Source organism: Pseudomonas sp. PIC25 (genome assembly GCF_002286785.1).
Taxonomy (GTDB): Bacteria; Pseudomonadota; Gammaproteobacteria; order Pseudomonadales; family Pseudomonadaceae; genus Pseudomonas_M.
In genome coordinates this window covers 1-12111 of sequence record NZ_MUJY01000135.1, presented here as the reverse complement: position 1 = coordinate 12111, position 12111 = coordinate 1, and the positions used below count along the sequence as shown (strand labels likewise).

Genomic DNA, 12111 nt, shown 5'->3' with positions numbered 1-12111 from the left:
GCTCACGCGCCTGCCGACGCAGAAGGCCAGCGCCCTGGCCGAGCTGCTGCCGCACAACTGGGTGCCCGCCGGCAAGGTGTGATGCCCGTTCGCTTACAAACCCATGATGGCGGCTACGTTGGTAAATCCGCGGCACCACCAAGTCAGCGCTTCCACAGGGCTTTTGCAGAGAATCAACTCAGGAAATTTGAACAGCGCCTTCTGGTTGAAGAAGCCACTATGCTCCATGTGCCAGTGCACGTGATAAGCCGAGTGCGCAGTCAGCTTGGGCGTGATCCGACGCCCATAGCACCCCAGGATCTTCTCGTCCTGATCAAGCAGCGGAAACACCAGTGCACCACGAAACAGCTCATGACCAGAGTCCCTCAGCAGACCGACACGCATTAGAGCCCCCCTGAGAGTTTCTTCCTGCAGATGGCTCAGCGTGCGTAGCTGCGCTCCCAAGGAACGGTCCGCAAAACCAAGCCGGAACTGCGCCAGAAGATCAGGCTGGCAGATGCCTCGGCCCTGCAGATATGCCAGGGCCTTCGTGTGGCTGCGCAAGGTCTCCGAGTAGTAGTCGAGTACCTGATTGACCACTAGGTTATCCGCCACACCGTCGTTGTAAGCGCAGCGGGCGATAGGTTGATGAATCAGCACATCCTGATGTTGAGTCTGATGGAGTTCGTACATGGCTAGTCCTCCCCATCGCTGAGCCCACGCTTCTTGCGCATGGATTCGCCGTGCATCTCAATCTTGTGAGCGCGGTGAACGATGCGATCCAGAATGGCGTCCGCCAGGGTTGGCTCGTTGATGTACTCGTACCACTTGGCCACCGGCAGCTGGGAGGCAATCAAGATGGCACCGGATCCCGTACGGTCATCAATGAATTCCAGCAGGTCCTGCCGCCCGATATCGGTGAGCGGCGACATGCCCCAGTCATCAAGGATCAGCAACTGACATTTCGCGAGCTTGCTGCGGAGGCTAGACAGTGACCCGTCGGCCCGAGCAATTTCGGTTTCCTCCAGCAGCCGGCTGACGCGGTGGTACGCAACGGACTGTCCGCGGCGAATGGCATGCATGCCAAAAGCACAAGCCAACCAGGTTTTGCCCACACCGGTAGGACCAGTAATCAGCAGGTGCTGGTGGCGCCCAATCCACTGGCACTGCCCCAGTGACATAAGTTGAGGCTTGTCCAGACCACGGCGCGTCCTGAAGTCGATGTCCTCGAGGCAGGCAGTGCGTATCTTCAGCTTCGCCTGCGTCATTAGACGTTGCTGCCGGCGATTGTCACGCTCATGGCATTCGGCCTCGACCAGTAGGGCCAGGCGATCATTGAAGGGCAGGCTCTGAATGTTGGGGCTTTCCAGTTGCACCGCCATGGCGTTCGCCATGCCGAGCAGCTTGAGTGCTTTCAGTTGCTCGAGAGTCTGCTGCTCATTCATGGTGGCTCTCCCCCGCGTAATAGTCGGAGCCGCGCACATTGGCGTGGGGCGGGATCAGGGCGGCTACGGGATGCGCGGGCCGGTGCACCTCATCAAGACGATGCTGCAGGATGGAGCGCAGGCTCTTGATCGTCGGCGATTGGACAGCCAAGGCCCTGGTGCAAGCCGCTTCGACCCTGGCGTTGCCGAAGCGCTTGGCCATGTGCTGCAACTGCTGACAGGCCTTGCTGCCGGCAATGGAGTAGTCCGGCTTGCCATGAAATTGGGCTTGCACGACTTCCGCGGTGGCCGCACCAAGACCATAGGCCCATTCGAGGTAGTGGTGCGCGGTCCGAGAGGCATAGGCTTGGTGGGCTTCGGGCCGGTGATTAGGGTTAGTCGTCGTGCCGCCGGGCGAGTCGTCGCGAGGGTGGAGGGCGACCCGCTTGCTCAGGTGAAAGAAGGCGACGGTCGAGGGGCTGACGCGAATCTCCACGCGCTCGCCCACCAACCGCCAAGGCACCGAGTAAGCATGATTCAACACATACAGGTGGTAGTCCGGACCGACCCTTTGAGCGGCCATCCATTCGCCGTATTCATAAGGCTCTGGCGGCAAGGGTTTCAACGCGGGCTTGTCCAGTTCCTGGAAACGCTCGAAACGATTTCCGGGCAGCCGCTTGAAGGGGCGCCGATTCAGTTTCTCCAGCAATTCAGCCACAGCCGTGTTGATTTCTTCCAGGCTGAAGAACTGCCGCCGGAGCAGTTGCACAGTGATCCATTGGCTGACCAGCTTTACACCGAGCTCTGCTTTGGCCTTGTCTTGAGGCTTCCGTACCCGAGCAGGTATCACCACGAAACGATAGTGCTCGGACTGCTCCTGGTAGGTTTTGTTGATGACAGGATCATGGCCTGGCGTGGTCACTGCGGACTTGAGATTGTCCGGGATGATCGTCTCGGGCACTCCACCGAAGAACTGGAGCATCCGGTTATGGGCCTCGATCCAGTCGTGCAGCTTTTGGCTGGCGCTGGCCCAGGCGAAAATATAGTTGGAACAACCAAGCACGCCTACGAAGATTGACGCCTCGCGCTGCTGGCCATGCTCCACATCGAACCACGGGATAGTCTGGCCGGCGTAGTCCACGAACGCACATTCGCCAGCAAAATGGATCTGGCGCATAGTGAGGTCGATCTTGGTCAGATACTCGCGGTAGTAGTAGTTGAATTGGGAGTAAGAGTAAGCGGCGGACTTGAGCTGATCGCGGTATTTCTCCCAGAGCTCGATCCGCGTCTGGTGCTTGGCCTGCATCAGCTTATGGATGGTCGCCCAGTCAGGCATGACCTTGCCATTCTCCTGCTGCCTAACTGCGTGAAAGCAGGTTTTCAGTTCGCGATCATCCATGTTCTGTATGGTCGCCCAGTCCCACTGGTTGGTTTTTGCTGCGGACGTGATCTTCCTGACGGTATTGATAGCGATGCCTACCTGCTTGGAAATTTGCCGCAGGCTCATTGTCGAGCAGCAGTTGAGATGCAGTACCTTCCGATAGGTTTGAGCTTGCATGGCTGTACCCTCCGCGAGCCGGCTCCAGCTATCCGAAGGACGAGCAAAGCCGGCGTCGTTAGACGCAATCGAAATAGAGGTACAGAGAGGCCCCGAAGCCCGCGCCTGCGCACTGGCTCTCGTCTTGACAGGTTGGGCTTCGGGGATAAGACTGAAGACAGTCGGGGTTTCACATCGACTGCCGCAAAAAGCCTCTGGGATGGCTGTCCTGGGGGCTTTTTCTTATCCGCGCCTCACTGCGTTGGTTACACGCATGGTCGCTAGGTCATTTGGGATCACCTCCTTGCTCTCGATAGGGTGAAACGCCGAGCGCGACGTTGAAGCGCTGCTCGGCTAGGTAGCGCGCAATATCCTTCACCAGGGCGTGCTTTCCGCGCCGGTGCTCCAGGTTAAACAGAGGGACTGCGACGGTGTTTCGTATCCGTGACTGCCGAAAGGCCTCCTTCGACGTATAGCCCAAGGCACGTAGTAGCTCATCTCCGCTCATGACAGGCCCGTAGCGGCCCAGCAAATCGCTCTCGAGGCTTTTGGCGAGCTCATCAATCAGCAGGCTTTTTTCGGCTTCATCCATCGTGGCGCATCCAAGTCGTGCGTATTAAACCGTGACATGAAGTCTATGCCTCGCCGTAAATAGCCGCACTCCGTCGCTTTTTTCGGGGGAATCGCAGATAAATGAAAAACTGCAACTAGATGTTATTGGTGCCTCCGTAGGGCTTAAGGCCTTTTAAACCGGCAGGCTTGGTTACACGCGCGCATGCAACCAGCTTCACAGGGCGCGCGGCCCATAGAATTTTTTTGACTATGCTCAAGTCGGTAATAGCCATTCGCAGCAAGTACTATGTGAGCGTACTGCTCCAAAGGCTGAAGATTGCGAGGGTTTCGCAAATTACCCCTGCGCTTGCAGAGGTGGCAGGTCATGGGAATACAACTGATTACTCTGCATTTCGTGCTGACTTCTATCGGTATAAAGCCGGTGAAAATATAAAAAATGACAGCCTTTTAAGGGAAGTCGATAGACTACTTCCTGGCACGGCTAGAGTTGTCAGTCACCCACTATGGTTGCTGCTGTCGAATCGCGGAGCCGGGGAGCTAGAGCTGATAGAGTATGCTCAGAGGCTTGAGCCAGGTCTTGGCCAGTACCTTCTTAAATATGATGAAGGTACGCGCGCTATAACCTTCAGAAGTCTTTCCAAGAATCATGGTTGCTTCAAATCTGGATCAAAATTTCTGCGAACAATTGATCGGCGCGGCCTGGATGATCTTGCGGCCTTGCTGATTGGAGTCAAATCGCATGAACTGCGTTGCGAATACTGCGTGTCTTGGAAATTAAGAGAGCTCGTAGTGCGATTTTTTGTTGAAGTCAACTTGATGCCTGAATTTGATGGTGTCGCCGAGGACTTATATAAAGAAACGCATGGACTGCTTGCGGAGTTCTCATATGGCAGCAAGTACGATGGGGAGATTTGTTTGCATTTTGCTCAGCAGCTGGCTAGAAAGGAGCTTGGGCATATGCTCGACATTATTAAAAATGTTGCGGCCGGCCGCGCAAGTCGTGGAAGTAAATATAGCGAGATACTGCAGTGTGATCGGGCTGTCGACTGCGCATCTGGCGACTGAAGCCAGCTAGCCTATAACAGACGGAAACTGCCCCTCCGACGAAACGCGCTCTGAAGCTCACCGGTGCGGTCGAGGTCTCTAATGCAAACGCTCTATGATCGGCTAGGTTTGCCAAAAGCTCACTATCGGATGCATCAGGCGGTGCTGGCCGGACTTCCAGTTACGCTGGCTGCGGATCTGGCTCATGAATTGGGGCTGCCCCGCACACAGGTCGCAAGGTGGGTGGGAACCTCGTTCCGACACTCCGTGATGTCTGTACGGGCAGGCGAGGTGTTTTGTCGTCTCGTCGAGACCTTGGACGCCCTCTTGGAGCTCCATGAGGGCGATATCGATGGTGCGCTCCGCTGGCTGACCTCACCAGTTCTGACGCTGGCCTCTGAACGGCCGATCGATCTGCTCGTTACTGAGCCGGGCCGCAGGGCAGTACTGCAAGTGACTCGCGCGCTTGAGCACGGCTTGCCGGTATAGGCAGCTGGGCAGCTCTAGGACGAGCTTTATAGGCATTTATAGTCAATTATAGAGCGATTATAGAATCCCCGATTCACGTCGCTCACTTTAGGCCGGTAGACGCCTTTCCTGCCTGCCATAAGCGGCTATCGGCAAGCTATTGGAGCGGTAGCGGCCGGCGTGGCGACTCAGCTAACCACCGTACAAAGTACGAAGGAAATCGTCGATCAGATTAGCCGCTCATACTCCGAGAGAAGCTTAACGCTCTGCGTTAGACCCTGAACTAGAAGTCGGTCGAGTAGCTCCCGGGCGGTGTGGGGAGGATTTTTCAATGACTCCCGTTGTGCTTGAACTGCTTCGAGTACGGCGGCATGGTCCAAGTCGAAGAGATCTGCGATGAAATCGTCTGGATGCACGGCTTCGATCTCAAACGGCCGGAGCACATCAGGCGGAAAGTCTTTCAGGTTGAAGGTCACGATCACGGAAGCGCTGCACTTAATTGCTGCTGCCAAGACGTGACGATCGTCTGGATCAGGGAGGGTGAGCCCTGCACATAGGGGCTCATATCCGGTTACCAGGGCGTCCGGTATCGCCCTGTCCATCGCGGCGGATGTGCGATCCAGTTGTGCTTGGGTGAGATCCTGACGATTGATCAGAAGGTTTCTCTTCCACTCGTCATGGATCTGCGCCGTCCAACGCGCGCGGTAAACACCAGTTAGCGCCAAATGCATGAGCAGGTCGCGCAATGGCGCTGGATAGAGGACGTTTGCGTCATACACCGCGGTGAACGGCGAATGCCTCATTCGTACCCCATCCCCAGCTCTTGGGCTTGCGCTGCGAGCTCATCCATAGCTTGGCGGCTTTCGGCAGTCCTGCGCTGCTTGAAGTCCATCAGATCGGCGAATTTCACCCGGCGATGACGCCCCACCTTGGTATGCGGAATGACGTTCTCATCCAGCAGCTTTACCAGGTGTGGCCGCGATACATTGAGCAGGTCTGCTCCTTCCTGCGTGGTCAGCTCTGCATGGATCGGTACGACTTTTACAGCGTTCCCCATAGCTAGCTCGCTCAAGATTTCATCGAGCAGGCGTAGCGCAAAGGCTGGCAACTGGACCGTGTGGGGGCGTTGCTCATCGTCCAGGATCTCGATGCGCTGAGTTTCCAGCTTTGTCGATAGGAAGGCAGCGAGCTGACGGCGCGACTCCACGGCAGCAGCAATCTCCTTCTCATCGGGGAGCATGGTGCGGTTGAGTTCTGCGGTAGTCATGGGTGTCTCCAAATCATTTGTGTGCACGCAGGCATGTGTGCGGCACGTCTATGCGGCCCTTATAAACGAAATAAACGAAATTCGCAATAAACGAAAATCGCCGTGGAGATGGCTTGGTTACCCCAGGCACAAAAAGAAGGTGCCAGATTGAGCTAGCTTCCCTTGGGTGCGATTTGGTGGGGGCTGCAGCGAATGCATTGCGAGGGAGTTGCTTGCTTAGAAAAGGGATGCTGTATAAATATACAGCGATCGTGCGGAGTGCAGGGTTATCCTTTCATCGCAGGGTTCTGCTTGAGGCAAATTGCCATCATGGGGTAGATTCAGTGAAATCAGATCTCGCCTTCGAACAAGGAAGTGGCTATGGATGTAAAAGTAAACTTTGCAGTTGTTCATGAACTTAAAAAGGAACAACACAAAGACATTCAAGATTCCGATATCAGAAAGATCGTACTGAAGAAGGATAAGCCAGCTGTAAGCAAGCTGATCGATGGCGCCACTTCCATATACGGGAAGAAAAATAATGCTGCGCATTATGGTATTTTCGCGAAAAAGACCGCTAGCGACTTCCCCAAAGATTTTGATGCCTATTCAAAAATAGTAGTTTCTGAAAAGTCCTTTCTCGAAATAACAGAGTCAGCGATGGGGGAGCTGCATACTGCAGCTAAAAAAGCGCCGGCCTCGTCGGGAGGCTACATCCTTTTTGTGGACTATGAAAATCCACAGGGTCGCTTCTTGCTGATTGCGATGCTCAAGAAAAGAGACGGCCTCAGGCTGGATGAAAACCTAGAGCCCGAGGAGTTGATTGAGCTGGACTTGAATAGTCTGTATCACGCTGCTCGCATTAATTTCAACAAATACCAAGAGCACAGTGCTGCCGACGAGGAGGCTAGGCAAGAACTGAATTACCTAAGCTTCCTGAGTCAAAGTGCAGCTCGCTCAGCGGCTGGATACTTCGTCACGGCGCTCGGCTGCTCTGTAGGAACAGCTTCGGCTGCTGCGACAAAGAATCTAATCACCGAGAGTGTTAAATTCTTTAGAGATCGACCTAATCTTCGTGATAAGCGCATTGCTTTCAAAGATGAGGTTTTGCGATATTTAGAGCGCCAAAGAGACTCTGGTCAATCCGTGAAATTGTCAGAGGTTGAGGCGATTGCCCGCCAGTTCTTCCCTGCTGAGCTTGATGGGCAAGCAGACGATTTAGCTAATGAGTTCACTGGGCACCTTAACAGTGAAGCAGTGGGGGTTCCCGTTGAGTTTCCTCTCAATAAGGTTGTGCTCGACAAGTACACGCATGTTGTATACAAGGCCGACAATTGGCAGCTTAAATTTGACCGGAACTCTCTTGGCGAGGGGGTTGATGCGGAAATTCGCTTCATCGAGCAAGATCGCAAGCTGATAATCAACAATCTTTCTGAAGAGGCTATTGAGGTAATTCGTCAGGCAATAGCGGATAAGAAAGATATGGTTGAAGTTGAGTAAGGGAGATGGTGAATGTCGTCGAGTTTGCTCACGCATACCGGCTGCTGGGGCGCCCTGCGCTCACAACAAACAATTCGTTCTCATACAAGACTTCTGCTTTCAGGGGCGAAGTAAGCGAGGCTGTGCAAAAGCTGAGGGACTCCAAGACCGGACGGTTTGATGAGCTGCTAATCGATGGGGTAGACGTAGATCCTAAAAAATTGGACCTTTCCCAAGGCTGGACAGATATAGAGTTCAGCTTCCTGCTGGATACATCTGGCACTGTCCCAGTATTCAGGAATTTCGACCAATTGATGGCGCGCTCGAAAAGCTTCGTGCGCGAGCCTCTTCCTCCTCATATTTATCTTATTGATGGTGATGTCCTATCATCTGAAGAGCCTGCCGATCGCCGGATTAATGCGCTCCGGGCTATTTGTCACCTCATTGTATACTTGGCAGATCTGGCTCATTTTCATGATGAGAAAGAGCTGAGTGATGAATATAAGCTCGTTTTTGTGGCAGAGGATTCTGCTAAGGGGGAGCGCGCTATCACACTGTATCCATATTTAGATCAGGACTTAATCGCTTGTGACGTGGGTACGGAATTGGTTGATAGCCTGCAAGGGGGGAATCTAGATGAAAACCCTCATCTCCTGAAAGAACGCTCAATTTTCCGAGCCAGCCTGATCGAGTACTTGTCGGGTTATGTTAACGGCAAGGAGCGCTTCAAGGCCCTTATAACTACCTGGGCGCAGTTTTTGTCGCTCTACGAAAATAATCTTTCAACATACCTCAGCGGATTCTCATTTCATAAAGCCAAGCAAGAGGTGGCCACAGCACAGCTAGCTATAGCGGATCAAATGTCGAAAGTTGTTGGTGATATGAGCGGCAAGATCCTTAGCGTGCCTATTTCTCTGGCTGCAACCATTGCAATTTCTAAAGCGGATAATGTACTAGAGAGTTCAATATTGGTACTGGGGATAGCTGTAACCTCTGCGCTGTTGGCTGAGACTCTAGCCGCTCAGAGGCTCCAGTATGAGCGAGTTAGGCATTCTCGCACGATGATGTTTTCCGCCCACCAACAAAAGATCCATCACTATCCAAAAGATCTCCGTGATTATCTCAGTGAAGCAATTGCTGGGCTCAGTGCTAATGAGCGAAAGCTAAGGAGATCGCTGCGATCGCTTAGATTTATCTCTTGGGCGCCTGCGCTCATGGCAACTACGCTACACGCATATATCTATCGCGAAGACTTGCAAGAGACAGCGATTAGAGTCTACGACTTTCTAGAAGGCAGAATGTGGTGTATTTACGAAAGATTAATCGATGCTCTTATCATGATGCAGAGCTTTCTATAGTCATGCCACGTGTTTTTCTGTCGATCTTGGTGGCCTCCCCTTTTTTGAGAGGCTGAACAGCATCTAGCTAAACTTAGCGCGACTAGTGCCTCCTGGGATGACACGCAGTCCCGCTGTTTTGAATATTGGATCTCATGATACTTACGGCGATTGAGCTTTCTAAATTAATTGATCGAGAGTTGGAGCATCGGCTTGAGTGCCTAGAGTTTGTAGACTGGCATGAAGACCATATCTCTCTTGTTCTAGTAGATGCTCTTCGTCAAACTCTTCGCAACACAAATCGCATTGTTGTGCATCCCACTGGGTGGGGTGAGGAGGAGCACTTCTTCTTTGAAGTTGAAGCGTATAAGGCGACTGGCGCCCTTGAGAGGAGGCACGGAGATATCGCCATAGTTGTTCAGGACTTAGACCTAGGTAGAGTTGGCACGGGGTTCTACGAGGCTAAAGCAGAAGGACCGGATGGCGGGTATCCTGCATTCAACATGCGGCAGCTCAGAAGGCTAAGCTCTTCAACACCCCAGCTTGCTCTACTGTTATATGAGCGGGCCGGAAAGGCTGTCTCTAACGACGAGTACTCGTTCTGCAGCCGGCAATATGGACGGTCCCACCCCACGAGTAGATTGCGAGTTATTGGGGCGAGTATTGCAAAAAAATATTCACACCCAGACTCTATACCTGATTTGCCTCGCTCGTTTGGGCATCACTTTGTTAGTCGATATCTCACGGGGCGTGATTTAGACTACGCGCGCGATCCGCTTTTGACGATCCAGCGATGGTTAAAAGTTACACGAAGAGCATCGCCAGTCGTAGTTAGCGTAAGAATTTCTAGGGCTCCACTGCCGCCTGCCGATCCGATGCTCATACCATTCGATGAGCCAGGGCTGGCTTTGATAACCCCCGCGATTGATCTGAAGTACCTTCTAGAACTTCGTCCAAGGGTCGAGAGCTAAGACTTCTTGACGATGCTGTCAATGATGTGCGGGTGGTGCAGTGCGAGAGTCGGACTGCTTTCTTGCAGATTTTGGATTGAGATATCTTCTGTGCTTCTTAAAGGACGTATGGTTTTATGAGCTTTGATGTTACGAATAATATAATCGGGGATGAATTAGCTAAGGTTGGAGTTACAGTGTCCAGAATAAAGTCCGGGGAGGTTTTTTATACCGGATTCTATCGAGGCGGAGAGGAAACAGATAATCATGCCTTCTTGGAGAGCAGATACGCAATTTGGCTGTCGAGGTATCTACCATATGCGGGCGAATATAGTTATAGACAAAGCTCTTACCCGATAAAGAAAATTGCCAAGATAAAAATCACAGAAGAAATTTTAGTCATGGAATTTCCTCTGAATTTCCATCCTGCCGACTGCTTTTTCGAGTGGAGCATGCAGGACGGGCGATATGTCGTGGATTACATGTCGCATAAGCCGGGCATGATCATTGACGGTTATCAGCCGGATCATCACTTTGATAAGCACTTCTACAGCATTGTGTCGCTTCTTGGTATTCAAGAAAGATTATCTGGATTCATAAGGCGCGCCCTGCCTGGGGAAAGAAGATTTGCGGCTGGTGAAATCGTAGAGTTCGCCCTGACCGACTATAAATGCAAGGAAATTGTGGCGATAGCTGATGTGCCAAAAGAGAAGTCTGACTTCATGTCGCTTGTAGAGGAGCACGGGGACAGTTTAGAGAACATAATTTTCGGATAGTTATTGCCTTGCATTAAATCTGCCTCTAACGCCTCAAGAGCATAAGCTGTGCTTGGGCTCGCTAAGCTGAACTGTATTGGAGAGCACTCGGCCTAAGCTCGACAAGTGCGTGGCATTGCCTGCAGCGCAGCGTCCTCAGTTTCCCGGCCCTAAGTATCAAAATTAACCAGCAGAGCGCATTAAATCTTCCGGCCCCTACACATGTAGGCGCTGCACCAACTTGAACGCTGTGCCGGCCTAACCTGACACCTCGAACCGAAAAGGTCTGAACACCCTGCTGGATAGATTGACACGTAGGTCGGCTTATAAGGCAGAAAGTAAATGTGGCGCTACAACCTGCTCCAGGTTGTAGCGCCACACTGAGTGCAGCGCAAAAAGCCTACAAACCTATATTTTCCGCTCTATCAGCTTGATCTCGTCATCAGGCTCGGGATAGTGAATTAGCCCGGCCTCTTGAGTAAGTATAAGAGTGCCTGTATTTAGGTAGGCCCAATCTTCTGCAGGATAATCTTTTGAAAATTCTCCTGTTTCAATAATGCCAACCACCGCCCCGATGTCGTTGCCGCCAACCTGGACAATGTCACCGAGCTTTATCTCTTCACCAGTTGAATATTTCATACATGCCTCAATTTATGAACGGCTCTACTGGCACTGCTCCAAATGGAAGCTGCGCTGGCTTCAAGACATAGTTTTGTTTTTGCCAGAAGCATTGGCAATTATTTGGGTTTTGGTTTGCAACGAATATATTGTGGTGAGAGCCATAGACTCCATGTTGCATTTGATCGTCAGGAATTACATCAAGCGGTCTATACCCTAATGTTCCAACTGGCACAATTCCGCTCGCGGTTCTGCACGGCGGGCAGTTTCTAGGGCAATTTTTAGTCTCTGTCTCGGTGCCGCTGCTGGTCCCGCTACTGGTTCCACTTTGAGAGGTTGGAGGATTAAACCATGTCGGTATTGCGCCACCTCCCGCCAAAATTATTGTCGGGTTGCGATGCGTTATTCCCGCTATTTACTGCTACCGCTAATGCCCCCGCTCCGACTATAGCCAGTACGCCTATGACTAGTACTTGGCTTTCTCCTCTAGGATCGGAAAATTTGGCAGGGTTGCCTGAAACGTACCCGTAAGTATTCAATCCTCCTGCTAGCCCAATCGGGTCGCTCTCGACGTAGCGCCCGGTCTGCGGGTCGTAATCGCGGAAGTAGTTGTAGTGCAGCGCACTGTGCGCATCGTAGAGCTGGCCGGGGAAGCGCAGGGGGATGTCGGTGGCGATGCCGTCGCCGTCCACGTCGGGGTT

At 52.6% G+C, this 12111-nt stretch carries 13 protein-coding genes; 5 read left to right on the top strand and 8 right to left on the bottom strand.

Annotated features, from left to right (window positions below):
• Positions 1–93 precede the first annotated feature (93 nt).
• From BZL41_RS16980 to BZL41_RS16965, 4 genes are all read right to left on the bottom strand, one after another.
• Positions 94–672: a hypothetical protein gene (locus BZL41_RS16980; protein ID WP_095600401.1), complete on the bottom strand. Its 579-nt coding sequence runs from the start codon at positions 670–672 to the stop codon at positions 94–96.
• Positions 673–674: 2 nt separating this feature from the next.
• Positions 675–1424 carry an IS21-like element helper ATPase IstB gene (gene istB, locus BZL41_RS16975; RefSeq protein WP_095600400.1) on the bottom strand — a complete coding sequence of 250 codons (750 nt, stop codon included), beginning with the start codon at positions 1422–1424 and terminating at the stop codon, positions 675–677.
• Complete coding sequence (gene istA / locus BZL41_RS16970) at positions 1417–2961, bottom strand: IS21 family transposase (protein ID WP_095600399.1); 1545 nt, start codon at positions 2959–2961, stop codon at positions 1417–1419. The genes istB and istA overlap by 8 nt, the downstream gene beginning before the upstream one ends.
• Before the next feature lie 265 nt (positions 2962–3226).
• Positions 3227–3532 (bottom strand): hypothetical protein, encoded by a 306-nt coding sequence (locus tag BZL41_RS16965; RefSeq protein WP_095600398.1) that lies wholly within the window; start codon positions 3530–3532, stop codon positions 3227–3229.
• Positions 3533–3801: 269 nt separating this feature from the next.
• On the opposite strand from BZL41_RS16965, the gene BZL41_RS28100 reads away from it, so the two are divergent.
• On the top strand, positions 3802–4578 hold the full coding sequence (locus tag BZL41_RS28100; RefSeq protein WP_143518113.1) for a hypothetical protein: 777 nt from the start codon (positions 3802–3804) through the stop codon (positions 4576–4578).
• Positions 4579–4659: 81 nt separating this feature from the next.
• A complete protein-coding gene (locus BZL41_RS16955; RefSeq protein WP_095600396.1) occupies positions 4660–5046 on the top strand; it encodes an antitoxin Xre/MbcA/ParS toxin-binding domain-containing protein in 387 nt (128 codons plus the stop codon).
• A 206-nt stretch (positions 5047–5252) separates the two neighbouring features.
• Here the strand turns inward: BZL41_RS16955 and BZL41_RS16950 are convergent, their stop codons facing one another.
• Both BZL41_RS16950 and BZL41_RS16945 read right to left on the bottom strand, forming a co-directional pair.
• Entirely contained in the window at positions 5253–5828 is a 576-nt protein-coding gene (locus BZL41_RS16950) for a putative toxin-antitoxin system toxin component, PIN family (RefSeq protein WP_095600395.1), read from the bottom strand.
• Positions 5825–6292: a helix-turn-helix domain-containing protein gene (locus BZL41_RS16945; protein WP_095600394.1), complete on the bottom strand. Its 468-nt coding sequence runs from the start codon at positions 6290–6292 to the stop codon at positions 5825–5827. The genes BZL41_RS16950 and BZL41_RS16945 overlap by 4 nt, the downstream gene beginning before the upstream one ends.
• A gap of 360 nt (positions 6293–6652) precedes the next feature.
• Here BZL41_RS16945 and BZL41_RS16940 point away from each other — a divergent pair, with 360 nt between their 5' ends.
• From BZL41_RS16940 to BZL41_RS28095, 3 genes are all read left to right on the top strand, one after another.
• Complete coding sequence (locus BZL41_RS16940; RefSeq protein ID WP_058145936.1) at positions 6653–7771, top strand: nucleoid-associated protein; 1119 nt, start codon at positions 6653–6655, stop codon at positions 7769–7771.
• Positions 7772–7776: 5 nt separating this feature from the next.
• Positions 7777–9108, top strand: a complete 1332-nt coding sequence (locus tag BZL41_RS16935; protein WP_095600393.1) for a hypothetical protein — start codon at positions 7777–7779, stop codon at positions 9106–9108.
• 1066 nt (positions 9109–10174) lie between these two features.
• Entirely contained in the window at positions 10175–10813 is a 639-nt protein-coding gene (locus BZL41_RS28095; protein ID WP_143518112.1) for a hypothetical protein, read from the top strand.
• Positions 10814–11200: 387 nt separating this feature from the next.
• Here BZL41_RS28095 and BZL41_RS16925 read toward each other — a convergent pair whose 3' ends face one another.
• Entirely contained in the window at positions 11201–11431 is a 231-nt protein-coding gene (locus BZL41_RS16925; protein WP_095600391.1) for a hypothetical protein, read from the bottom strand.
• Positions 11432–11754: 323 nt separating this feature from the next.
• The coding region (locus BZL41_RS28590; protein ID WP_168191026.1) for an RHS repeat-associated core domain-containing protein at positions 11755–12111 on the bottom strand (357 nt) is incomplete at its 5' end.